The sequence below is a fragment of the Cognatundibacterium aquatile genome (assembly GCF_014699135.1).
GTDB classification, from domain to species: Bacteria; Pseudomonadota; Gammaproteobacteria; order Burkholderiales; family Burkholderiaceae_D; genus Undibacterium; species Undibacterium aquatile.
The window spans coordinates 52,953-75,093 of the sequence record NZ_JACOFT010000001.1; the positions used below are offsets into that span (position 1 = coordinate 52,953).

General features: G+C 50.4%; 26 protein-coding genes. 7 read left to right on the forward strand and 19 right to left on the reverse strand.

Going from position 1 to position 22,141, the window contains the following annotated elements:
- Positions 1-57: 57 nt before the first annotated feature.
- Positions 58-372, reverse strand: coding sequence for a hypothetical protein (locus H8K26_RS00220; RefSeq protein ID WP_190476469.1), 315 nt, complete (start codon positions 370-372; stop codon positions 58-60).
- Positions 373-645: 273 nt separating this feature from the next.
- Between H8K26_RS00220 and H8K26_RS00225 the strand changes: the two genes are divergently transcribed.
- Positions 646-2,166: a B12-binding domain-containing radical SAM protein gene (locus tag H8K26_RS00225; protein WP_190476471.1), complete on the forward strand. Its 1,521-nt coding sequence runs from the start codon at positions 646-648 to the stop codon at positions 2,164-2,166.
- 55 nt (positions 2,167-2,221) lie between these two features.
- On the opposite strand, the gene H8K26_RS00230 is transcribed toward H8K26_RS00225, so the two are convergent.
- Positions 2,222-2,536, reverse strand: coding sequence for a metal-sensitive transcriptional regulator (locus H8K26_RS00230; RefSeq protein ID WP_190476473.1), 315 nt, complete (start codon positions 2,534-2,536; stop codon positions 2,222-2,224).
- Between the two features lie 410 nt (positions 2,537-2,946).
- On the opposite strand from H8K26_RS00230, the gene H8K26_RS00235 reads away from it, so the two are divergent.
- A complete protein-coding gene (locus H8K26_RS00235; protein ID WP_190476475.1) occupies positions 2,947-5,865 on the forward strand; it encodes a bifunctional diguanylate cyclase/phosphodiesterase in 2,919 nt (972 codons plus the stop codon).
- Here H8K26_RS00235 and H8K26_RS00240 read toward each other — a convergent pair.
- Positions 5,824-6,699 (reverse strand): Dyp-type peroxidase, encoded by an 876-nt coding sequence (locus tag H8K26_RS00240; protein ID WP_190476477.1) that lies wholly within the window; start codon positions 6,697-6,699, stop codon positions 5,824-5,826. The two genes, H8K26_RS00235 and H8K26_RS00240, sit on opposite strands and share 42 nt — an antisense overlap.
- Before the next feature lie 190 nt (positions 6,700-6,889).
- On the opposite strand from H8K26_RS00240, the gene alaC reads away from it, so the two are divergent.
- Together alaC and hisC are read left to right on the forward strand one after the other, a co-directional pair.
- A complete protein-coding gene (alaC, locus tag H8K26_RS00245; protein WP_190476479.1) occupies positions 6,890-8,155 on the forward strand; it encodes an alanine transaminase in 1,266 nt (421 codons plus the stop codon).
- Positions 8,156-8,307: 152 nt separating this feature from the next.
- Entirely contained in the window at positions 8,308-9,369 is a 1,062-nt protein-coding gene (hisC, locus tag H8K26_RS00250; protein ID WP_190476481.1) for a histidinol-phosphate transaminase, read from the forward strand.
- 141 nt (positions 9,370-9,510) lie between these two features.
- Here hisC and H8K26_RS00255 read toward each other — a convergent pair whose 3' ends face one another.
- Together H8K26_RS00255 and H8K26_RS00260 are read right to left on the reverse strand one after the other, a co-directional pair.
- Positions 9,511-10,005: a DEAD/DEAH box helicase family protein gene (locus H8K26_RS00255; RefSeq protein ID WP_190476483.1), complete on the reverse strand. Its 495-nt coding sequence runs from the start codon at positions 10,003-10,005 to the stop codon at positions 9,511-9,513.
- 10 nt (positions 10,006-10,015) lie between these two features.
- Positions 10,016-10,501 (reverse strand): asparaginase domain-containing protein, encoded by a 486-nt coding sequence (locus tag H8K26_RS00260; protein WP_190477569.1) that lies wholly within the window; start codon positions 10,499-10,501, stop codon positions 10,016-10,018.
- A 120-nt stretch (positions 10,502-10,621) separates the two neighbouring features.
- On the opposite strand from H8K26_RS00260, the gene H8K26_RS00265 reads away from it, so the two are divergent.
- Both H8K26_RS00265 and sugE read left to right on the forward strand, forming a co-directional pair.
- Complete coding sequence (locus H8K26_RS00265) at positions 10,622-11,395, forward strand: L-asparaginase (RefSeq protein WP_223826767.1); 774 nt, start codon at positions 10,622-10,624, stop codon at positions 11,393-11,395.
- A gap of 318 nt (positions 11,396-11,713) precedes the next feature.
- Positions 11,714-12,034, forward strand: coding sequence for a quaternary ammonium compound efflux SMR transporter SugE (gene sugE, locus H8K26_RS00270; protein ID WP_190476485.1), 321 nt, complete (start codon positions 11,714-11,716; stop codon positions 12,032-12,034).
- Between the two features lie 373 nt (positions 12,035-12,407).
- Here the strand turns inward: sugE and H8K26_RS00275 are convergent, their stop codons facing one another.
- Positions 12,408-12,737, reverse strand: a complete 330-nt coding sequence (locus H8K26_RS00275; protein ID WP_190476486.1) for a hypothetical protein — start codon at positions 12,735-12,737, stop codon at positions 12,408-12,410.
- 692 nt (positions 12,738-13,429) lie between these two features.
- The gene (locus tag H8K26_RS00280) at positions 13,430-14,080 is read right to left on the reverse strand and encodes a DUF1877 family protein (RefSeq protein WP_190476489.1); all 651 of its coding nucleotides are present in this window, start codon (positions 14,078-14,080) and stop codon (positions 13,430-13,432) included.
- Between the two features lie 152 nt (positions 14,081-14,232).
- Here H8K26_RS00280 and H8K26_RS00285 point away from each other — a divergent pair, with 152 nt between their 5' ends.
- A complete protein-coding gene (locus tag H8K26_RS00285) occupies positions 14,233-14,409 on the forward strand; it encodes a hypothetical protein (protein WP_190476491.1) in 177 nt (58 codons plus the stop codon).
- Between the two features lie 274 nt (positions 14,410-14,683).
- Here the strand turns inward: H8K26_RS00285 and H8K26_RS00290 are convergent, their stop codons facing one another.
- From H8K26_RS00290 to H8K26_RS00345, 12 genes are all read right to left on the reverse strand, one after another.
- The gene (locus H8K26_RS00290; protein WP_190476493.1) at positions 14,684-14,899 is read right to left on the reverse strand and encodes a hypothetical protein; all 216 of its coding nucleotides are present in this window, start codon (positions 14,897-14,899) and stop codon (positions 14,684-14,686) included.
- A gap of 428 nt (positions 14,900-15,327) precedes the next feature.
- Positions 15,328-15,690, reverse strand: coding sequence for a hypothetical protein (locus H8K26_RS00295; protein WP_190476495.1), 363 nt, complete (start codon positions 15,688-15,690; stop codon positions 15,328-15,330).
- Positions 15,665-15,991: a hypothetical protein gene (locus tag H8K26_RS00300; RefSeq protein ID WP_190476498.1), complete on the reverse strand. Its 327-nt coding sequence runs from the start codon at positions 15,989-15,991 to the stop codon at positions 15,665-15,667. Before H8K26_RS00300 ends, H8K26_RS00295 begins: the two co-directional genes overlap by 26 nt.
- Before the next feature lie 25 nt (positions 15,992-16,016).
- The gene (locus H8K26_RS00305) at positions 16,017-16,814 is read right to left on the reverse strand and encodes a hypothetical protein (RefSeq protein ID WP_190476500.1); all 798 of its coding nucleotides are present in this window, start codon (positions 16,812-16,814) and stop codon (positions 16,017-16,019) included.
- Between the two features lie 420 nt (positions 16,815-17,234).
- On the reverse strand, positions 17,235-17,450 hold the full coding sequence (locus tag H8K26_RS17610; protein ID WP_223826768.1) for a cupin domain-containing protein: 216 nt from the start codon (positions 17,448-17,450) through the stop codon (positions 17,235-17,237).
- 54 nt (positions 17,451-17,504) lie between these two features.
- On the reverse strand, positions 17,505-18,014 hold the full coding sequence (locus tag H8K26_RS00315; protein ID WP_190476502.1) for an SRPBCC family protein: 510 nt from the start codon (positions 18,012-18,014) through the stop codon (positions 17,505-17,507).
- Between the two features lie 443 nt (positions 18,015-18,457).
- Positions 18,458-19,234, reverse strand: coding sequence for a sterol desaturase family protein (locus tag H8K26_RS00320; RefSeq protein ID WP_190476504.1), 777 nt, complete (start codon positions 19,232-19,234; stop codon positions 18,458-18,460).
- Between the two features lie 63 nt (positions 19,235-19,297).
- Positions 19,298-19,570, reverse strand: coding sequence for a hypothetical protein (locus H8K26_RS00325; RefSeq protein ID WP_190476508.1), 273 nt, complete (start codon positions 19,568-19,570; stop codon positions 19,298-19,300).
- Between the two features lie 70 nt (positions 19,571-19,640).
- Entirely contained in the window at positions 19,641-20,291 is a 651-nt protein-coding gene (locus H8K26_RS00330) for an SGNH/GDSL hydrolase family protein (protein ID WP_190476510.1), read from the reverse strand.
- A gap of 104 nt (positions 20,292-20,395) precedes the next feature.
- Positions 20,396-20,806, reverse strand: coding sequence for a hypothetical protein (locus H8K26_RS00335; protein WP_190476512.1), 411 nt, complete (start codon positions 20,804-20,806; stop codon positions 20,396-20,398).
- 2 nt (positions 20,807-20,808) lie between these two features.
- The gene (locus H8K26_RS00340) at positions 20,809-21,342 is read right to left on the reverse strand and encodes a hypothetical protein (protein WP_190476514.1); all 534 of its coding nucleotides are present in this window, start codon (positions 21,340-21,342) and stop codon (positions 20,809-20,811) included.
- A gap of 112 nt (positions 21,343-21,454) precedes the next feature.
- A complete protein-coding gene (locus H8K26_RS00345) occupies positions 21,455-22,141 on the reverse strand; it encodes a hypothetical protein (protein ID WP_223826769.1) in 687 nt (228 codons plus the stop codon).

Sequence of the window (22,141 nt, forward strand, 5' to 3'; positions counted from 1 at the left end):
CGCAACCCCTGATTGCCCGCCATTTTTTAAGAATGCATACATCATCTGTGTTCATCCTCAGATCGCAGTGCGACGGTTGTTTTTCTCTGCGACAGATTGTTGCTTGAATTGATTTTGCTGATCTTGCTGATCCATGGCGAGTTTTTGCTCTGGCGTCAGACGTTTCGCAGAAATCACGACAGTTTGTATCCCGTTTTGTTCAGCATCGTAAGCCAGTTTTTGTGCTTCCGTCATTGCCTTCGCAGTGATGGTGACAGTCTGGATTTTATTCTGTGTACCATGCGTAACAGTGTTGAAAGCGCTGCCGCTGATAAAGACTGCAGCACACATAGCGACTGCAAAAATTGTGGTGTTTTTCAGTGATGATTTCATTTTATTTCTCCTTCAGTGGTTGTTTGATGTGTGTACTGTAGAAGATCATTTGTCCAGCAGCGAGCGGTATGCGACGAACTGCAGAAACGCAGGATTGAAATTACAAATATCCGGAATAAAGAATGCATCCTATGCTTTCCAACACCTCCGTTTCACTGCGATTGCGGGTATGAATCCGCATCAACCACGAAAGCACGTGTACGCCAAGGCGACATTCATCGGGATAGCCCGCACCCAGCGTACAATAGCGGCTTTCTGCCTGCTCTCTGCTCCATGACTATCCTGCTGACGACCCTGAATGCCCGCTATACCCATGCCTCACTGGGTCTGCGTTATCTGCTCGCAAATATGGGAGAGTTACAGGAACAGACAAAAATTCGTGAGTTCGTGATCGGGGCGCGCAGCACTGACGTGGTGGAAAAAATTCTTGCCTTTCGTCAACCAGGGCAAAAATTCATCGTCGGCTTCGGTGTATATATCTGGAACGTGGTTGAAACGACCCAGATCGTTGCGATTCTGAAACGGGTGGCGCCGGATGTGGTCGTGATTCTTGGCGGGCCAGAGGTATCGCACGAAACAAGTGATCAGGAAATTATCCGTCTTGCAGACTATGTGATTACCGGCTGGGGCGATATCAGCTTTGCCCATTTGTGCCAGCAAATTTTGCGTGGCCCGCAACCTTTAATGAAAATCCATGCGGGGCTGCAGCCACCGATGAACGATATCCGTCTGCCGTATCAGCTTTACAGCGATCAGGATATCCGCCACCGCACTTTGTACGTCGAAGCCTCACGCGGTTGTCCGTTCAAATGCGAATTCTGTTTATCGTCACTCGATAAAACCGCCTGGCCGTTTGATATCGATGTCTTTCTGGCGGAGATGGAAAGCCTGTATCAGCGCGGTGCACGCTTATTCAAATTTGTTGACCGCACATTCAATCTGAATATCAAGACCAGCCTGAAAATCATGCAGTTTTTTCTGGATAAGCTGGCTGCCGCACCAGATGATCCGGTGTTTGCCCATTTTGAAGTGGTTCCCGATCATTTGCCCGATGCCCTGAAAGAAGGAATACAAAAATTCCCCGAAGGCACGCTGCAATTTGAAATCGGTATTCAGAGTTTTAATCCAGAAGTGCAAAGCCTGATCAGTCGCAAACAAAATAACGACAAAGCGGCCGAGAACATACGCTGGTTATGCGAACACTCGCATGCTCATCTGCATGTCGATCTGATTGCTGGTCTGCCCGGGGAAACGATGCAAAGTTTTGCGGCGGGTTTTAACAAACTGGTCGCGCTCGGTCCGCATGAAATTCAGTTCGGTATTTTGAAACGCTTACGCGGCACGCCGGTGATACGTCACACCGAAGCGTTCCAGCTGACATTCGATCCGCAACCACCGTACACGATACTGGCGAATAAAGATGTGCCCTTCGCCGACATGCAAAAGCTGGTGCGCTTTGCGCGTTACTGGGACATGGTGGCGAACTCGGGACGCTTTGCAAACACTTTACCCGTGGTTCTGGGCGACGCGCCGTTTGAAAATTTCCTGGCTTTCTCTGACTGGATGTATACGAATACAGATGCCACCCACAAAATTGCCCTTGATCGTCTGGCAGGTCTGGTCAGCAGATGGTTACAGGAAGAACGCGGCATGGAAAGAGAAGCTGCGCTGGCGCTGGTATCCAGCGACTATGCGGGCGATGCCAGGCATAAACAAACCAGCAGTAAACCCGCAGCAGAAAAAACGACAGCCAAAGCCACTCCGCAACGCCAGAGCAGACATATCGCGGCCTGAATCCCCCCCGCAAACGCTGATGCTGCCGGCAAGCAGCGTCGGCGGCATTACAGCATCAGGCGAATTTTTCTAACAGTGCAGCGAGGCGCTTGCTGCCCTCAATCGCCTCTGCAGTGGTCTTCGCTTTTTCAGCCTGAGTGACGACAGAATCCGTCAGCAAAGTCACAAAAGAACGATCCAGTGCCTTGCGTGCTGCCGACATCTGTTGCGCGATACCTTCACAATCTTCTGCCGTATCTGCCTTGGCAATCAGTTTTTGCACACCGCGCAACTGGCCTTCGATACGCGCCAGCCTGTGCATCAGATCTTTTTTCTGTGCATCGCTTAACGCATTCCCTGGAACTATCTTTAATGGGGGAGTATCTGCCATCTTCGTTCTCCTGAGTAGTGTTTATATGAGTTATACGGGCATGATCCCCTATACTCTACCGAGTATGCTAACAGCATTCAAGCCAGACAAGGAAACTGTGTCGCCTCATGCGACACACGCAAAAATGCCGGACAGCATTCTGCACAGAAGAACCGATCAGACTCAGACAAAACCCGCAGCATCATTTTATTAGAATGATTCATTCCGCTAAGAAAGAGATACATCAAAAGAGAGACATAAGTTCTTTATGTCTGCACAAAAAAATTCCGGCGATGTCCCAACTCAATTCATTGCCGTTATAACGCATAATAACCAGGCTTAGTCATCATTCAATTTTCATGTTAAAGACGCAGAACCCCAGCTTGTTTGCCCGCTTCAGATCAAAGCAGTCGCTTCCCCGGATACTGTCAGTGATACTGATCTATTTTCTCGCTTGCAGCCTGGCAATCTCCATTACTTATCGCGATTCAAATCTCAGCCTGCTCTGGTTGCCTGCAGGTGTCGCGATTGCCGTTATTTTTCGCTACGGCAAAGTGATGATTCCAGCAATTTTCATTGCAATTCTGCTCACGGAGTTATGGTGGAAATTATCCATTTATCAAGCTATCTTACTTGCCATCGGTTCCACGACCGGGCCTGCGGCGACCTGCTGGATGCTTCATAAAAAAAATTTCGACCTGCACTTTGCGGCGCGCCGCGATGTACTGTGGTTTACGCTGTCTTCGCTGGCCGGCGCGATGATTTCTGCGACATTTGGCACACTGGCTTTAAGCATTCTGTCTGGTAAACCCTTCACCGTTAGCACCTGGTACATCTGGGTTGCCGGTGACACCGTGGGTGCTTTACTGGCCAGCCCGGTGTTACTTGCAATATCGCGACACTCTTTACGTGCACTTGAGCATAAAAAAGAAATTTTGATGTTTCTGATTCTGCTCGTAGCTGCGAACTGGTTCGTTTTTTTGTCGCCGTATAACTATCTGCGTCTCAGTTTCGTGATTGTCGCCATGATGATCTGGGCCGCGATGCGATTCAGCCTGCTGACGGTCAGCAGCATCAGCCTGGCCTTGGCCATATTCTCGACCTGGGCCGCATCGAATAATCTCGGCAGGTTTTCCAGTTTCGAGGCATCCGGTCTGGTTGTGGTCTGGGCGTATGTGACTACGATTGCCTTGATTGCTCTGATGATCAACGCCATGCGATCAGAAAACGCAATCGCCAGTAAAAAAATAAACGAAACCTATCAGCGGCTCAATAAAGTGACGTCCCGCCTGCCCGGCCTGGCAATACAATACCGGGTACGTTCTGACAAAACCACGAGTATCCCTTACGCCAGTATCGGCATCTTGCAGATGTTAGAAGTCAGTCATCAAGACGTCAAAGATAACGCGCAACAGCTCATAGACAGAATCGATCCTCGTGATGTCGAGACAGCCAGACAACAACTCGCACAGGCAACCCGAGAACTGTCGCCATGGCAAACGGAATTTCGCTTTTATCGCCTTGATGGCAGTGTGCGCTGGTTGTTTGTCGATGGACTGCCTGAGCGCGAAGCCGATGGCGCTATGCTCTGGCATTGTTTTCTCAGCGATATTACAGACCGCAAACAAGCGGAAAGAGATTTGCATATCGCTGCCTGCACCTTCGAATCACAAGAAGGCATTTTCATCACCGATGCCAATTGGAAAATTCTGAAAGTTAATCAGGCATTCACCCGGATCACAGGATTCACCGCAGAAGATATGCTGGGAAAACGCCCCCCGGTTTACAGAAGCGATGAGCAGGACAGCGCTTTTTTTCAGAGAATTTTTGACTCATTGAAAGAGAAACATTTCTGGAACGGAGAACTGTGGAGCCTCCGCCGCAATGGCGAAGCGTTCCCGCAAATGCTAACACTGACAGCCATCATGGAAGGCCAGGAAATCAGCAACTATGTTGCCTCATTCACCGACATCAGTCTTTCCAAAAGTTATGAAGCAGATATCCGCAAACTCGCATTTTACGATTCGCTGACGCAGTTGCCGAATCGCCGCTTGCTGATGGATCGCCTGGAACATCTGATTTCTGTTCGTCAGCGCAACAGCAGTCACAGCGCCATCTTTTTCATCGATCTGGATAACTTCAAAAATCTGAACGACACCCGTGGCCACGATGCGGGTGATTTGTTATTGATAGAAACAGCAAAGCGTTTAAGCAGTTGCATACGCGAAAGCGACACCGTTGGCCGATTAGGTGGCGATGAGTTTGTTGTCATACTTGAAGAACTCAGTACAGACAGAAAAGAAGCGATTATTCAGGCAGATAAAATTTCAGAAAAAGTCCGCCAGATTCTGAGTGAACCATACCAGATTGCCGATTTTGAACATCATGGTTCCAGCAGCATAGGCGTGTGCTTATTTCAGGGTGACGAAATCACGGTCAAAGACTTGTTCAAGCGGGCCGATACCGCCATGTATGAAGCCAAGACAGCCGGGCGAAATACCGTTCGCTTTTTCGATCCGGCAATGCAGGCGATATTACTGGTGCGCATGCTGCTGGAATCGAATCTGCGACTGGCATTATCACAGAACCAGTTCCAGCTTTACTATCAGGTGCAAGTGAATGCTGACGGTAAATTTCTGGGCGCTGAAGCACTGATACGCTGGTGGCATCCGGATCGCGGCTTCATCTCGCCAGCTGAATTTATTCCTCTGGCAGAAGAAACCGGGTTGATCATTCCTATCGGTCAGTGGGTGTTAGAAACCGCTTGTGCGCAATTGAAGCAATGGGAAAAATCAGCCGCAACCGCAAATCTGAGCCTGGCAGTGAATGTCAGTGCCAAACAATTTCAACTCACGTCGTTTGTCGAAACACTGAGTGAGATCGTCGCACGGCATCAGATTAATCCTGCGCTGCTTAAAATTGAGCTGACCGAAAGTGCCATTCTCGACAACATCGATGCCACCACAGAAAAAATGCGCGAGTTGAAAAAACTCGGTATCGCTTTTTCTATGGATGATTTCGGTACCGGGTATTCTTCATTAGCCTATCTGCAGCGACTGCCGCTGAATCAGCTGAAAATCGATCAGTCATTTGTACGGGATCTGAGCCACGATGAAAATGATGCGACCATCGTTCGCGCCATCATCGCACTGGGCATCAATCTCGGTCTGAACGTTATTGCGGAAGGTGTGGAAACCAGCGCCCAGCGTGCATTTCTGATTAAACACAGCTGCACGGCATTTCAGGGCTATCTGTTTTCCAAACCTTTGCCGATGGAAGAATTTATGTGCTTGTTAGAACAGGAACATTCAGCCCACACCAAGCAAGCGCAGATCGGCTTTACCGGATAACAGCGGCGGGCACCAGAAATAACTGCCGGTTTGCGGCTGCGTGAATTGAAACAACGCATCGGTCGTACCATCTTCAGCACCCGACATGCGACGCAACTGCGCTTCAAACGCCGCATAAGAAGTTGCAAATGCGACGAAATACAAACCGCCGCGCGCGCCATCTGCCCACGGCATAGAACGGCGCATCACGAAGGCTTCTGGCTCAAAATTTTCCTGCGCGGTGCGTTTCACATGCGCCGATTCCGGCGCCTCTTCCAATTCTTCATTGTCGTCTTTACGCCGCCCGATCATATCGTCCTGTTCCGCTTGCGGCATTGCCTGCAAACGTTCAAAACGGTGTTCCCATTGCTGTATCGCGACGTAGCTGCTGCCATCGGCAGCAATCGCTACCGCCAGCGCTTCATCGCCTTGCGGATTTTCTGTGCCGTCTTCATAACCGCTGAGATCGCGGCCTCCGGCATATTTGAACGCATCCGTTTTTTGCTGCAAAACAAACGCGCCTGCCAATGCCTGTTGCAAGCGGATTTGCTGATGCAACAACTCGCCGCGTTCATCTTCACGCAACCAGCACCACAACGCCGCCGGTGTTGCAGGCAAGCGTACTTTGCTGCCTGCGATGCCGGTGAATTCACGCAAGCCAGGTATGCCGGCCTGTAAAAATCCGGCCAGCGAAGCACCGATGCCGATCACCAGATGTTCACCGTCAGCGAGTGCTTGTAATTGCTGCAAAGCCTCGCGTACCGCGCTTTGGCTGACATTTTCCTGCAAATCAAAAATCAGATACACCGCGTGCAAAGGTAAATCCTGCACGATTGCTGCCTGATGCTGCGACATAATTTTCTCCGTCTTTCTGTCAAAATCTATCAATGTCCACAGCATAACGTATGCCTCTTTTTTTGACAGTAATCACTTTACAAAAGCCTTGTGAACATATTGATTTGGTGGGTACAATAAAAAAGGAAGTTACGGCTTCCACGTCGCTCGGACGGTTCCGGGCGCTACGTTAACCACATACAAACTGATCATGACAAATCCACTTACTCCGCCGGGCCGGGGTTCAACGGGTGAAAATACACCTGCATCCACGCCTGCTTCCTCGCCAAAATTTTCGTTCTCCCGCATCAATCGTCTGCCGCCTTACGTGTTCAACATCACGGCCGAACTCAAGATGGCCGCCCGTCGCCGTGGCGAAGACATCATCGATATGTCGATGGGAAATCCCGATGGCGCAACGCCAAAACACATCGTCGATAAACTCGTCGAAGTCGCGCAACGCCCTGATACGCATGGTTATTCGGCCTCCAAGGGCATACCGCGCCTGCGCCGTGCGATTGCGCGCTGGTATAAAGACCGCTACGCCGTCGATCTGAATCCCGATTCCGAAGCCATCGTCACCATAGGCTCGAAAGAAGGTCTGGCGCATCTGATGCTGGCGACGCTGGATAAAGGCGACACCGTACTGGTGCCGAATCCGAGCTACCCGATTCACATCTACGGGGCGGTGATTGCGGGTGCTGATATCCGCTCGATACGCATGAGCCCGGATGTAGATTTTTTCAGTGAGTTGGAACGCGCGATACGCGAAACCTATCCGAAACCGAAGATGATGATTTTCGGTTTCCCATCGAATCCAACCGCGCAATGTGTAGAGCTCGAATTTTTCGAACGCGTGGTGAAGCTCGCCAAAGAACACAATATTCTGGTGGTGCATGATCTGGCGTATGCCGATATCGTGTATGACGGCTGGAAAGCGCCATCGATTATGCAGGTGCCGGATGCGCGTGACGTGGCGGTGGAATTTTTCACGCTGTCGAAAAGCTATAACATGGCAGGCTGGCGTATCGGTTTCATGGTCGGCAACAAGGAATTAGTCGCAGCACTGGCGCGCATCAAGAGCTATCACGACTACGGCAGTTTCACGCCGGTGCAGGTCGCCGCGATCGCCGCGCTGGAAGGCGATCAGACCTGTGCGCATGAAATCCGCGATCAGTATCAGAATCGCCGCGATGTGCTGGTCAAAGGTTTACACGACATCGGCTGGATGGTCGATAAGCCGAAAGCATCGATGTATATCTGGGCGCATATTCCTGAACATTACCGCCATCTCGGCTCACTCGAATTCGCGCGACAAGTGCTGGATAAAGCCAAACTCTGCGTCTCGCCAGGCATCGGTTTCGGTGAATACGGTGACGACTATGTGCGCTTTGCGCTGATCGAAAACGAATCACGTATCCGTCAGGCTTTGCGCGGTCTGAAGCACATGTTTAAAGAAGACGGTCTGATCGGCTAAACTATGTCTGATAAAAAAGTAAGGGCGGATATGCCCTTACTTTTTTCCTGCAATCAGCAATACCAGCAACATCGCGAACACCAACGATATTTTTATCTTCACCAGATCAGCGCCAGGTATCTGTTGTGCGCGGTCCCACATGAAAAATCATCATGAGCCAATACTGGAGCAAGCTTGTACACACACTGACACCGTATGTGCCGGGTGAACAACCCAAGCTGCAAAATCTGATCAAACTTAATACCAACGAAAACCCGTATCCGCCGTCACCGAAAGTGCTGGCAGCGATTACGCAAGCCACCTCTGGCGATCTGCGTCTATATCCTGATCCGGGCTCAGACCGTCTGCGCGAAGTGATTGCCGATTATTACGCGGTCACACCGCAACATGTGTTTGTCGGTAACAGTTCCGATGAAGTGCTGGCGCACACGTTTCAGGCGCTGCTGAAACACGATAGCGACTTGCTGTTTCCCGATATTACTTACAGTTTTTATCCGGTCTATTGCGGCCTGTATGACATCGCTTACAAAACCATTCCGCTGAATGCGCAATTTCAGATTGATATCGAAGATTATGCACAGGCAGATGGCGGCGCGATTATTTTTCCGAACCCAAATGCACCAACCGGCTGCGCGCTCGGTCTGGCAAAAATCACTGATTTGCTGAAGAATAATCCGCGCTCAGTTGTGGTGGTGGATGAAGCCTATATTGATTTCGGCGGCACCTCGGCAATCAGTCTGGTAGCGCAGTTTCCGAATCTGCTGGTGGTGCAGACCTTGTCCAAATCGCGTTCACTCGCGGGCCTGCGGGTAGGGCTGGCGGTCGGCCATCCGGATCTGATCGAAGCGCTGAACCGCGTCAAAAACAGTTTCAATTCTTACCCGTTAGATAGGCTTGCGGTTGCCGGTGCGATCGCCGCGTTTGAAGATCAGGACTATTTCAAACTGACCTGTGATGCCGTCATCAACACGCGGCAAAAGCTCACGGTACGTTTGCAGGAATTAGGATTTGAAGTCTTGCCTTCGGCGGCGAATTTTGTGTTTGCGCGTCACCCTGAATATGATGCAGTAACATTGGCGCAAGACCTGCGTGCACGGCATATCATCGTGCGCCATTTCCGGCTGCCGCGGATAGAGCAATTCCTGCGGATTTCCATCGGCACCGATGCGGAATCGCAATTGCTGATCGAAGCGCTGGAGGAATTGCTGGCGTAATCATTTCCGACCGCATCTACTGCATCTACCGCAGCGAGTCATCAACAGACAATCCAAACAAAAGCGGCGTGATTTCCTTATTCAGAAATCACGCCGTTTTTTTTAGCGATGGCGAACAGGATGCCCGCCAATGCTGCTTTTTTAATCAGGCCAAAGCGACATCACCAGTTCTTCGATGTTATCCGGGTTGCTGATTTTCTTTTTTGCAGCAGGCCAATCAGCTGGCTCGGGTACAGGTTTTCTGGTGAACACCGGCGTATCAATCGCCATCTTCATCGCAAACACAAAGATGCCGGTTTTCACGTCAGGTGGCGGCAGTTTCTGCACGATATCGTAAATCTGATTATCAAAATATTCGTGCACCATTGGCGTCATATCCAGCCATGAATACGTCGCACCATCCGAGCGAATCGCGATCACGACATAACCTGTGCTGGGTGCAACTTTCGATTTTTTGAACGCTTTGTAAATCTGCGATTGCAGCGCCCGTGTGTAACGACCGAGGCTGTCCACATTGATGCCTTTTTGTTGCAGCACGCTTTCTGACTGAAAGAAATAAAACGCATCAAAACGCACATCTGCCGCCGACGCCAGCGTCGACAAACTCAGCAATACCGCTGCCAGCAGCCATCTCATGATGTCATCCTCATTTATTCACAAACACGCCTGCCGTGCGGTTTTTTTGCACATCGTTCCACGGGAACACTTTGCCATTCATCGCCACATGCACACCAGGCGGCAGCAATTGCGCGGCGGCGCAGGCAAAACCCAGATTGAACAAGGCATCGGAATTCGCAATTTCATACGGAATCATCGCGCCGGTAAACACAATGGTTTTACCCAGATTCGCCGCGCCCAGCACCTCAGCGGTTTCGCGCATGGTGTCGGTGCCGTGAATAATCACGATCGCTTTTTCCGACGATGCCTGGCATGCCGCTAAGATGGTCTGACGGTGGCTGTCGTCCATATCCAGCGAATCCATCAGCATGCAGATTTCCAGCTCGACTGGCACCGTCAGCCGCGCGCGGCGTATCACTTCCGGCAAATGGCTGTCGGCAAAACCCAGCTTGCCCGCGATTTCATCATAATGTTTGTCAAAAGTGCCGCCGGTGGCGAGGATACGCAAGCTCATGGTGTGCCGGAAAAATGAAGTGTCAGAGGCTGTCATTGTAACGCGCCAGGCGGCGCGCTGAAAGCTGCTACACTTGCGCCTCATCATCGCTGACCTGTTTTTTCTGTCCCACGCACCATCATGAAAACGATCGCCCCCGGCACTGTTATCTTTCACCGTCATCGCGGCTACGGCGTGCTGACGACGGTGAATCTGCTGACCGGCTGGGTCGCCGCCCGCTTTGGCGATGAAAAGCGCACCCTTGATCTGAACTTATCCACAGACGAAATTCAACATGCCGACGGCAGCGCGATCCTGTTTCGCCGCGACCCGCCGGAACGCATGCCGCAAGCGCGCCTGATGGCGATGGTGCGCGAATTGCACGCCGCCGGTTATCAAAAACTGTATCTGTATATCTGGCCGAAAGCCTCCGGCCTGCATTGGCGCTGGCAGTTATTCACAGGCACGCGCAACTGGATGCAACGCCCGTGCCGCGAAGGCTGGTATGGTTCCGGCGCTGACTATATTTTTAATCCGGTGATGGGGTGGGGCGACGCGCCCGGTGCCAGCAGCGCCGAACTGAGTCAGGCACTGGCGCAGTTCGACCCCGCCGGATTGGCGCAGGCATTGGGCCGCGACGAAGATCACAGCGCCTGGTTTGCCGACGTCTGCGATGCGCTGCTGCCCGATTACGCCTACAGCCTCGGTGCCGATACCGCCGACAACCCGCTGCCGCTGTATCTGCCCGTCATTGGCGTGCGCCAGCGCCAGCCCGCACTGGAACGGCAATTACCGTATCCACCCGGCTGGGAACGCACCTGGAGCCCCGACAGCCTCGCCCGCCGCCACCAGCAACGCGCCGTCGTGCGCCACGATGTAATTCCGTCCGGCTGGAGCCTGCCCATCGATATTTAAACAGCGTTGCAGATATACTCCCCCCTGTTTTTAGCAAAACACCCCAAATCTCAGCATGAACATTGGGCTGTAAAATATACTGGGGGGAGTATTTTTAGTGCCTGTAGTGGCCTGATGGCCGCACAATGACTGGCACTATCGGCGCCACCGAGTACACAACAATGAGCACAACAATGCAGGCCAAGATGCAAGCGCGGCAAAACCGCAGCCACCGCCACTGCCGGTAACGCCGAATTCAGCAACATCCCCGCCAGAGGACGACCTCTGCGGTTCCGATTTTTTGCAGGGACGACCCTGCCACCGCACAAGGAACGCAACATGAACTGGCTTATCCTCATCACCGCAGGCTTGTTTGAAATCGTCTGGGCAATCGGCCTCAAATATACCGAAGGATTTACCCGCTTCTGGCCCAGCGCGTTGACGCTGGCGGCAATGGCAGTGAGCGTGGGCTTACTCGGCATCGCCATGAAGAGCCTGCCGGTCGGCACAGCCTACGCAATCTGGGTCGGCGTCGGCGCCGTCGGCACTGCGATTCTGGGCATCATCCTGTTCGGCGAATCCGCCAACCCGGCCCGCCTGCTCAGCCTCGCCCTGATCGTCTGCGGCATCATCGGCCTGAAACTCGCCACGCCTGCGTAAGTTAGTCGCCGGAAATGCGCCTGTGCATAAGGGCGGATTTATGCATAGGTGCATCGGGCGATTGCGAGTGATTCATCCTCTAAATGACAGACGAATTGCCAGAATTCTGCATACTCCCCCCTGTTTTTAAGAAAACACCCCAAATCTCTGCACAAACATTGGGCTTGTAGATATACCCCCTGGAGTATATTTTTTGGGTTTTGAAGGCGTCGGACGCGGTGGATTGGATACTTGATACCGAATAGGTAACGCTGGCATCAGTTGGTATGATTATCATTAAAAGAAGCTTGGGGATCGGGGTGAGCAACGTGGAGTGAGGGGTGACGCAGCTTTGTCGCGGCGCGTCCCCCCCGCTGTAGGGTTAGTTTTTCACTCAGGAAACGACAGAGACGTGATCGATAAACCCGACTTTCTGACCTTGAGAATAGATTTCGACAGCTTGGTAACTTGTTGAATTTGGCGGCATTACACGACTAAATTTGGCGGGTGCACAGGTCATGACCTGCGGCCAATTGCCCGGCTTTTGATTTAGATAAAGATCAAGAATGAGGATTGTAGGATTTATACCTTGCGGCTCTCGCATAGTAAAAATTGCTTCAACTCCAGGGTTGCCCACAACTACATCGCCAGCGACATGGAAGTCATCCGGTTTTGGAGGCATAGTGTTAAGCCAAGCGTGCCAGTCTCTACATTGAATTGCCATAACTCTCTCCCTGAGATTTAAAAACGAGACATTGTTTCAACTGCATCACATGGCGTCTCGTGAACCATGGTCATAAAAAAAACGAAAGGGGAAGCAATGAGGGTTGCGCGACCTATTGCGCAGCCCTCATTGCTTACTTACTTAGGCTTAGGTTTCGCTTTACCGATGCGGTGAAGTGTCCCCAATCTCATTTATCAGTATCATTTCAATAACGTCCGATAGCCCTATCTCCTCTTTGCTGAATTTGACAACGGTTCCGTTCTCCAGAAATGCTTTGCTATCGTCTGGTCTTATTCTACGAATCGTCAGCAAATAAGGAGGTTTTCCAGTAAATCCTTTGTTTACTTCAACTGCAAAGTCTTTTTGTCTGTACATCCTGCGGACGCGACTGTGAACTCCATATCGTTGAAATTCTACTTGACGCCAAGTAGAATCTCTTCAGTTCCATGCGCAGAGAATGCAGGTGAGACTGTAAATATTGCAGCGGTCACTGGCGCCATTAAACGCTTTACTACCACATTGCATTGCTTATTCATATCTATCTCCCATTGATTTGAAGTGAGACTTTATAAAAGGTACAGCGCAACATGGTGTCTAGCAAACCATGACTTGGAACTTAATTCTGAGTTCCGCCGCCGGAGGCGGTCCGCTGGAACGACCTGTTATGTCGTAGGCGACACACATTCATGTCGTTACTGGTAGATGACGAGAACATGGTGGCCAGACTTCGCAGCCTTCCTATAAAAACCTTGAAGCCCCCGAAAGGCAGGAAGCAAAAACTCCTCGAATACTGAATCTTCTTCTTCAAGCCAGCCGATACCACCAACATCGAACTTGGCCATTTCCGCTCGATTGAACGACCTTCGAAGGTCAGCCTCTGTAATTCGCCCAAGTGCATCCGCTAACTTCGTCACTTCGCTCGGCGTGAAGTGGCGGGCATTACCCATACCCAGATTGATCTTGGGATCGCGCTGACTCTCCTTTCCGCGACCCTCGATCGCCTCCAGTGCGGGATCGGTTGGGATGGCATTCGTATCCTCCGGCGATACCCCAAGCTTTTGAAGCTCATCGTTCATCACGCGAGTGAACTCAGCCTTGTCATAGTCGGTCCCCGACTTCGATTCTCGATCAATAGCTCGATAGCTAGCGATCTGCTGTGCCTGCTCCTTACGTTTCTTCTCGGAAGCCAGCCAAGCGAGAAGGTCATAGTCCTTGTCAACATCGAAGAGCACTGCCGAGGCAAAGCGTGGGTCACTTTTGATGTTCCAGACTAGAGCCGGCTGCTCACGAAGGTATTGAAGCTGCCCCTCGTCAACGTGAACGTAGTAAGCGATAACGCTCATATTCTTGTTCCTTCGAAATAACTTTTATTTAATTTGACAAAAGTGAAGCTTAACTCGCAATGTAAAAAAAGACAATTTTCTCCGACTGTCTTCAAAGCCTTATGCAACCTTGTTGTAATTAGCGGTAGTGAATATCAATGCAGTGTAATCAGATGGAAAACATCACTTCACCGACATCGCCAACACCCCGTTTATTCGATCAGGTGCGGGAACGTTTGCGTTATCAGCGTTACCTCTTCGCAACTGAAAAACCAAGCGCATGGGATACGTTTCTTCATACGCTGGCAACAGACAAAAATCGTCTTAAAAACGGCAGGCGAGCGGCCTGAATTCTGCATACTCCCCCCTATTTTTAAGAAAACACTCCAAATCTGTACATCAACATTGGGCTTGTATATATACACCCGGGAGTATATTTTTGGCGTTTTGAGGGTGTCCGACGCGGTGGATTGGATCACCAAGGGCAGATGGATAATGCCGGGGTCAGGCAGATGCGATAATTGTTGAAGGAAACTTGAGGCTTTGGAAAAGAACGTTTGAGTTCAACGGCAGAGGCGACAGAGCGACACCGTGCAAAGTTAACTTGCCGAGTTACGGCAAGATTTAACGAACAGCGCCATGCAACATTGAAAAGACAATCGCCAACAGGATCAGGAAGGCGGCTGAGTCCAGAAAGTCAATTTCTTTTAGTCCAAAGACCGGGGGCAAAACACGATTCCAACAAATCTTGAAAGTCCAGACAAGCAAAGCAAGCATTAATGGTCCGATGACCAAAATTGGAATCGTGCTAATAGCAAATTGCACAACAGAATCAGACATTAAACTTCCTTTTTTGATAATAGAAACTCAGACCACTCGTTCACTTAATGTGCAACAGGTCAACCGACGCACAGTTATACGCCTGACTTGTTTTAAATCAACATTAACACAATGATGCATATATAGCAATTAAGTTTCAATCGTCTTAACAGGCCCATCCAGAAAAAGGCAGCACATCATGCTATCAAACCTGCGAAAAGCTGCTCACATTCTGCATACTCCCCCCTGTTTTTAAGAAAATACCCAATATCCCTGCATGAACATTGAGCTTGTAGAGATACCCCGGGGAGTATGTTTTGAGGGTTTTGAGCGGGTTGAGGGCAAGGAGGATCAATCACCGGGAGCAGATCGGCAACGTCAGACTCAGGCTGATGCGATGATTGTTGAAGGAAGCTTGGGAATTTAGGGGTTCTCCGTTGACGGACTGCTTAGCCGGCATACCACACACCCAAAATCATTACCGTCGCAATAATTGCCGGCATTGAAATTGCGACGATTTCGACCTTTCGGCCAAAGGAACGCGGCCGACTCAGGCGACGAAACGCGACAACGTTTAATGAGGTGGCCACAAGAGAAAGCACCCCTGCACCACACACCGCAAATGCGTAGATCGCGAGTACAGGCAGGCCACAGCTAAAATCTGGGTGTTGCTCCTTGAACGAGGAAAGCTGCGCCCACGCCCAGCCAACCGGGGCAAGCAGCGCAAGGGCAAATGTCATAAAGGATGCGACGCGCAGATTTTCTTTGATGGCGGTGTCGTGTCTGCTATTCGTTTTGATCTGCTTGCTCATCTTCTTCCTGATCCCCGTCATCGTCATACTCGCAATCGCAGTAGAACGCCTGTCCTCCGCAGCTTGGACACCTTTCCACATCGCATCCGATGACGTGGAATTGGCCTTTGATAACGGCGCAGTCATGGCAAGGGTGCTCATTGGCGCCCCAGTCTTCGTTCTCTTCGCCATAGCGAATGCGTTGTTGCTCTGCGCCAGCAATCGAATAGCTGTGCTGCAACTGCGACTCTTCGATTCGTTCCGGCCAGCCTTCGATGACCTGCGTGCCGTGATAGTTGATCAATTTCTTTTCCATCTGCATCGCTCATCCTTGTCTGAATCAAGCGTTAACGTGTCGGTGATGACGCGTGGTTATGATAGAAAGCATCGATTTCTCTGGCGATTCTGCCGATGGCTAACCACACGATGCTTTCCGGGTTGTACGGCAGCAGAGCCTCGACCCGGATACTTGTTTGTTCCAGACCGAACAGAATATTCCGTCGTTGATCGCCCGGGAGAATCGCAACATGCGCGCACTGTTTGCGAAATGCATTGAAGGGCAAGGTCGGATCAGTGGCCGCAATGTGACGAGGTGCAGCGTCAACCGAGGCAGCTCGCCAGGACAACGCTGAAAAAACAGGATCAATACTTTCCGCCAATTCTTTGTAGCCAACCAGAATGAGTAGTGCCACATTACCGCTCGGCAAAGATAAGGAAAAAACCGAACCGATTGGTGCTGTGGTACGCACTTTTTGGGGTTTGGGCGGCGTGAGTTGCATCGGCAATTCTGTAGGTTGAATGCGGTTCAACCGTGCCTCAAGTGCTTTCAGAACCTTGATTCGTGCTGCGACATTTGTCGGCGCATCGCGTTTCCACACAAAGACATCACCACCTGATTGCAATAAAGAAAGCGCTTTCGCCTTGAGCGATGCCGACAAGCGACCATATTTCCAGGCGGTGTCTGCCAAAGCAAAATAAACACAGCAGGCAATTTCTGGCTGTGCCAAAAGCGGGCCATAACCACCAAGAATTTTTTGTTCAGCCTCTTCGCTTGCACAACCCTGCGTCAAATGCGTGACATAGTCATCCCGCACATCGCAACTTGTGTCGTCCGAATAAAGACCCGTCCCCCACGCGCCCATCATCGCCTCTAAGATTAATTGAATTGAACAAAAGTGAAGCTTAATCAGGATTGTTCAAAAAGACAATTTGGTGCACCCACTTAAAACACCATAGTGCTAGGTTGCGATTGCGAATGCCTGATCTCGATGCAGTTGAAGCACACCGTTAAAAAATCATCGCGTCAGCCACAGGCCAACAACGCAATTTATGCATACTCCCACCAGATTTTAAGAAAACACCCCATATCCCTGCATAAACATTGGGCTTGTAGAGATACCCCGGGGAGTATATTTTTGGCGTTTTGAGGGTGTGGGAGGCGTTGGATTGGATGAGGGTGCGCAGACGATGTGTGGTCAGCTTGGTGCGATTATTGTTGAAGGGAACAGGCGAGTTTTTGATTCAAGGTGTGAGATGACAAGCGTGACCCAGCTTGCGGGGCACATTCATTCGGCTGACGGGCGCACGCCTGTTTGGACGCCGCCCGCTAGTACGGCAGGCTGGCTGACCAGCAGCGTCTGTCCATAGGTCGTCGGCAGTGATCGATCTCGCAGACAGACCCGGTCATGTTCCGGGTAGGTGATGTGATCGACTGGTGCGCGTGTTCCCACGACCAGACAGCAGATTTGCGAAGAACTCCGGTTCTCTAAGTCCCGCCGCATTTATTCACTGCCTCTGCAACATGCGCCGCCATCTCGAACGTCATCCAGGCATCATTACGGCTTGCTCGCGACCTTTGTTTGCAAATCGTTTAGATAGCCATGAATGTTCGTGGTGTGACCAAAAATAAACCGGGAGACAAAACGGTAAACGGGGTTATAAACCTCACCGTCCTCGGTAATAGTGAGGGTAACCCCCTCAGGGGCAGCTTCTAGTTCAAGTGTCCACGTGCCGCCAAAAGGAAGTTTTGGATCAGCGATCCGCCTTACAAGGCGTTTGTTGGGAATAGACTCCACTGTCTCATAGGGAATACCTTCACCATGAGAATCGGTTTCTTTCCATACGGTATGCCCGTTCGTATCGGGCAGACGCTCAACCGCACGGACACCACTGCGCCATGTGGGGTAAGCACTATAGTTTGTGATGATCTCCCACAGTTGTTCGGTACTGACACGAAAGCGGGCGGATTCACTGACACGGTGCTTTTCTGGTAGCAGCAGGCCAACAACGACAAGCAAAGCGACGAGCGCCAGAAGACCGACAACCAAACCAACTATCCATTTCATTTTTTTCCCCTTTTAAAGTGTGTACGAAAACTAAATGAATGATGCTTAAGGTTTGAGATGAGAAGCGATGCCTTGCTTGCTGGCAGCTCACTGAATTGTATGTTCAGGCAGCGTTACTCATTAGAAGTTTTTTTGAAGTATGGATTAATGTGCGTTTCTTACCAACTGAGTTCAATTTCCAAAACTCTATAAAAAAAAGGCGCTGCGCTTTCGATTATTTACCCAACTCTAATTTGCCTTTCGCTGGCCACCAGATTGCGCTAGCACTTCAGGATATTGAATTCGCTTTTTTTCGCGGTATTCAACCAGCTGCTCAAATTGGGCGCTCTCGAATAATTTCCCACATTGATCAATAACTTTTTTATCCCAAGCAATTTTGAAACCTTTAATAATACGGTATATCACCCTAAATGCAACGCAGGCGGGCCCGCTTGAATGAGGGATCAGGAATCGCTTGGGTCCGGCTCATAGACGTCTTTGAAGGCGAGCATTTCGTGCAGTCTTTCCTCGTTCCTGCCAGGAAAACCACACCGTTTGGCGAAATTGTCAGTGTCCTTGAAGGTACCGAAGAGTCGATCCCAGATCGTCAGGTCGCCGAAGTTGAAGTTGTGAACATCTAGTTGATGGTGAATCGAGTGATGCTCAGGCCGCTGCAAGAACCAGCCGAGCCACCTTGGCGTGCGGATATTCGAGTGGTAAAAATACTCGCCAGCGGCTCCGAAAAAAGAGGTCCACGCCCCGGCTAGCGCTGATCCCCCGAAGACGCAGTAGATGAGGAAACCCGTCAGGATAGAATCGGCTGCGATCTCGACAGGGTGCTTGTAAAAGGAAGTGAGAACTTCAATGCGCGCGGGGCTATGGTGAATCTGGTGGAACGCCAACCAAAAGCCGTTAGCGTGTCGCAGGCGATGCCACCAATAAAAGATGAACGTTCCGACGAACCAGTAGAATGCTCCCTCGAGAATCGGGCTATCCCAATGCCCGAGGTTGAGAAGAGCATGATCCCTGAAATGTTTGTTCCATACGAGACCGCCGACACCGACCAGCGTCAACTGCATGATATTCATCAGCGCTGCTCGCTTGTACCAGCCGCGAACGTGAGGCAACTCGCGACCCGGGCGAATTCGCTCAAATAGAAAGAACGCCAATGTCACAACGCAGATGAGCGAAGCCGGAAGGAGTTGTTCGAGGAGCTGCAAGGGAACGATGTCGATTTCCATGACGCCTAAGGTTGAGTTATCCACATCAACGGCTTCATCGTTGATTCCTTGTTGAACATTAAATTAAGACGCATCGCCATCATCTCCTCCGACATCAAAACCATCCGTAGAACTTGTGCCCGAGATGTAGTGCCGATCGCCCGAATCGCCAGGCACATCATCCAATGCATCGCGTAATTTTCGATCACGTGATGCATCCCAAATGAGACATGTGCCAATGATCAATAAAATACAGGCACCAAAGAACCATTCCAGCCCCAGCAACCGATAGCCTATTGTCCCCAACGTAGCACCTGCGCCGCAGAAGATCAGCCCAACGATGTCTTTAATGGTCATAGCGTTTTAAGGTATGGAGGTTCCCGACACAGATGCGGCTTTATCGCGCAGCCTCCGGTGAACCTCAGGGTTAGGCTACATTTTTCGAGAGCAGCGGTTTAACAACTTCAGCCACCGCGCTGCCAAGGATCAAATGCTGTTCAAGATCAAGATGCACGCCATCGACCTTGCTTGATGTGACGACGCTGCCAGCATCGAAAAAATGGCAGCCCGCTTCTTCGCACACGATACGGTAAGCGGCGGACAAACCAACACACTTAACGTCGCCACCCGCGAATTTTGGTGCAATCGGCCCTTGCGGCGTTCTGATGGGTGGCGGTGCAACGACAAGAATTTCTGGCACAGGCATGCCGGGTTCGATGGGCGCGGTGCGGATGGCAGAGACAAGCGCACTGATACCCTGAGATGAATGCCAGGCATTGTGCTCGTGCATAGACTGGAAATCGTTTGTCCCGAGCATCAGAACAACAAGCGCAAGCGGCGAATGCATTTCGATTCGTTGAGCCAGCCCGACAAGCCCGTTCCGCCCTGGCTTGTAGGGATCGTCCCATGCCGTACGCCGTCCGTTCAGGCAATCTTCGATGACACGAACCTTCGAACCAGCGGAACAGAGAGACATTTCCATGACGCCCGGCCAGCGCTGCTCAAACAGCAGGCGCTTTCGCGTCGTTGGGACTATGCCCCACGACAAAGAATCTGAGTAGACAAGGATGTTTTGCATGGCGGCTCCGGAATGTGTGGTCTACGTTTAAGGTATAGGATAATAATACGAAGCATTATTCGTCCCTTCTAACCGCCAGTTAGAACATTGTCTTTTGGGCAGGGTTACTCACAAGTGAATTTATAGCTGCTCACGGAGGCTACGGCCTTATCTTTAGGAGACTCTTCCCCTTCTGTGATAACTCGAAGTTTGTTGCCGTAAGCATCTTGGAACAAGAATGAGCACGGCGCAAGACCGGTGCCTGAGCAGCTCTCCACTTCGCGGTAACCCAAATCCCAAAATATCATTCCATTGCCGTAGCTAATATCAGGGTCTTCATTTGCTTGGTTCAGCGGTTTTGAACGTAGCGGCTGCCAGCCAACTGCAAGTAAAGATTTTCGGGCTTTATGATAGCTTTTTCCATTAATAACTGGCAGTTTTGCGTGTGTAGTTGGCGAACATGAACTTGCTTTAACGCTATTTACAGATGCTATCGCTAAAATTGCCGCCGTTACGTAAAAAGTGGTTTTTATCATCGTTATTGCTGTGTGAAAGTAAGTGCTTTGTGCTCTGCTTGCTTAATCGTAATTCTGTCACCGGAAACAAAAGCCCACCCTTCGTGCTCTCCAATTTCTTTAGTAGAGTTAGGGTTAATCACCACCTCTAATACTTTGCTCTTACCGCTACTTGGTCTGTTTATTTCTATATTGAAGGATTGCGCTTGGCCAGAAGTATTAGCGATGACTGCTACAAATCCACTGAATAAAAGGGCACGACGAAAACTAACCTTCACCTCGGCTTCACGCAAATTTGCCTCATGAATTTTTGCATCAGCCTCAGCCGCAAGCGAGTTGAATTTTTGTTGCCGTTCATTTGTCAAAACTTCGAGAGTTTTGTATTGTCGCTGTATATCTTGTATTTTTCGGTCTGCTGTTGAGGCCAAATCCAACATTTGAGCGTTGAGCTTGGATATTTCAGCCTCTTTTTCAGTAATCTTTCCTTGATAAAAAACTACTAGCCCGACTAACGATGTTACCGCGATTGCAGTGATGATCCAAGGTGTGTACTTCATGTGTTTGGTTTGTTGTAAATGTTATCTCTAACGCTAAATTTAACCAGCAAAAAAGCGAAGCATTTTTGTCCACGCTGAACCGACATTTATACTTTGCTGACATATGCGTCAACTATGCCCAAGTGGTGGTAAAAAGTTCTGCACGATCACTGGCCTCAGTGCCAGGTTCACCATGTCTTAGTGGATCCGCTGCGGCTTTGATAACCCTAATGGATTTCTCGTCAACACCAGAGAAATCGCGAAACGCCTGCCATTGTTGATTCTTGGCGACTTCTCGTAAGCCAGTTCTGGCCGCGTAGTGGTGGCGAAGAGACTCTATCGCTCTGTAGCAATAGAAACCTGTGTCGTCTGCATGCTTCATTGCTGAAACGAGATCATCAAAGCAGCGATGGAGAAATACTCCATGCTCGCCGGTTGTTTTCTGTCTTAGTTGAAGCAGCGCTTCATTGAGTTCAATGTCTTGATTTCTGTTCGCGATGCACGGAATGTCAATTCCGAAAACGTAATCGATGCCCCTCTCGCGGGACAATACCCGTGTGATTTCGATATCGTACGCATAACCTTTGAGGTACCCAATCATCGCCAGATGCCCTTGGACTAGGTTCTTAACGACATTTCGTAAGTCAAAGATGTTCCATTCGTGGTCGCTGGTGACCCATACCGCAACTTGGTTGAAGACAATGCTGACTTGTGCCTCGGCCTTGACCTTCGTGGCGATATGATCGAACTTGACGGAAAACCCAAGCGATAGTTGGGCTCGTTCTGGAAGAACGATGCCGTGGAAGAGGTATGGCTCCAT

Coding starts and splice junctions, on each gene's coding strand:
- H8K26_RS00220 (WP_190476469.1), bottom strand. CDS start 372: ATGAAATCATCACTGAAAAACACCACAATTTTTGCAGTCGCTATGTGT.
- H8K26_RS00225 (WP_190476471.1), top strand. CDS start 646: ATGACTATCCTGCTGACGACCCTGAATGCCCGCTATACCCATGCCTCA.
- H8K26_RS00230 (WP_190476473.1), bottom strand. CDS start 2,536: ATGGCAGATACTCCCCCATTAAAGATAGTTCCAGGGAATGCGTTAAGC.
- H8K26_RS00240 (WP_190476477.1), bottom strand. CDS start 6,699: ATGTCGCAGCATCAGGCAGCAATCGTGCAGGATTTACCTTTGCACGCG.
- alaC (WP_190476479.1), top strand. CDS start 6,890: ATGACAAATCCACTTACTCCGCCGGGCCGGGGTTCAACGGGTGAAAAT.
- hisC (WP_190476481.1), top strand. CDS start 8,308: ATGAGCCAATACTGGAGCAAGCTTGTACACACACTGACACCGTATGTG.
- H8K26_RS00255 (WP_190476483.1), bottom strand. CDS start 10,005: ATGAGATGGCTGCTGGCAGCGGTATTGCTGAGTTTGTCGACGCTGGCG.
- H8K26_RS00260 (WP_190477569.1), bottom strand. CDS start 10,501: ATGAGCTTGCGTATCCTCGCCACCGGCGGCACTTTTGACAAACATTAT.
- H8K26_RS00265 (WP_223826767.1), top strand. CDS start 10,622: ATGAAAACGATCGCCCCCGGCACTGTTATCTTTCACCGTCATCGCGGC.
- sugE (WP_190476485.1), top strand. CDS start 11,714: ATGAACTGGCTTATCCTCATCACCGCAGGCTTGTTTGAAATCGTCTGG.
- H8K26_RS00275 (WP_190476486.1), bottom strand. CDS start 12,737: ATGGCAATTCAATGTAGAGACTGGCACGCTTGGCTTAACACTATGCCT.
- H8K26_RS00280 (WP_190476489.1), bottom strand. CDS start 14,080: ATGAGCGTTATCGCTTACTACGTTCACGTTGACGAGGGGCAGCTTCAA.
- H8K26_RS00285 (WP_190476491.1), top strand. CDS start 14,233: ATGGAAAACATCACTTCACCGACATCGCCAACACCCCGTTTATTCGAT.
- H8K26_RS00290 (WP_190476493.1), bottom strand. CDS start 14,899: ATGTCTGATTCTGTTGTGCAATTTGCTATTAGCACGATTCCAATTTTG.
- H8K26_RS00295 (WP_190476495.1), bottom strand. CDS start 15,690: ATGAGCAAGCAGATCAAAACGAATAGCAGACACGACACCGCCATCAAA.
- H8K26_RS00300 (WP_190476498.1), bottom strand. CDS start 15,991: ATGCAGATGGAAAAGAAATTGATCAACTATCACGGCACGCAGGTCATC.
- H8K26_RS00305 (WP_190476500.1), bottom strand. CDS start 16,814: ATGATGGGCGCGTGGGGGACGGGTCTTTATTCGGACGACACAAGTTGC.
- H8K26_RS17610 (WP_223826768.1), bottom strand. CDS start 17,450: ATGCGGCGGGACTTAGAGAACCGGAGTTCTTCGCAAATCTGCTGTCTG.
- H8K26_RS00315 (WP_190476502.1), bottom strand. CDS start 18,014: ATGAAATGGATAGTTGGTTTGGTTGTCGGTCTTCTGGCGCTCGTCGCT.
- H8K26_RS00320 (WP_190476504.1), bottom strand. CDS start 19,234: ATGGAAATCGACATCGTTCCCTTGCAGCTCCTCGAACAACTCCTTCCG.
- H8K26_RS00325 (WP_190476508.1), bottom strand. CDS start 19,570: ATGACCATTAAAGACATCGTTGGGCTGATCTTCTGCGGCGCAGGTGCT.
- H8K26_RS00330 (WP_190476510.1), bottom strand. CDS start 20,291: ATGCAAAACATCCTTGTCTACTCAGATTCTTTGTCGTGGGGCATAGTC.
- H8K26_RS00335 (WP_190476512.1), bottom strand. CDS start 20,806: ATGATAAAAACCACTTTTTACGTAACGGCGGCAATTTTAGCGATAGCA.
- H8K26_RS00340 (WP_190476514.1), bottom strand. CDS start 21,342: ATGAAGTACACACCTTGGATCATCACTGCAATCGCGGTAACATCGTTA.
- H8K26_RS00345 (WP_223826769.1), bottom strand. CDS start 22,141: ATGGAGCCATACCTCTTCCACGGCATCGTTCTTCCAGAACGAGCCCAA.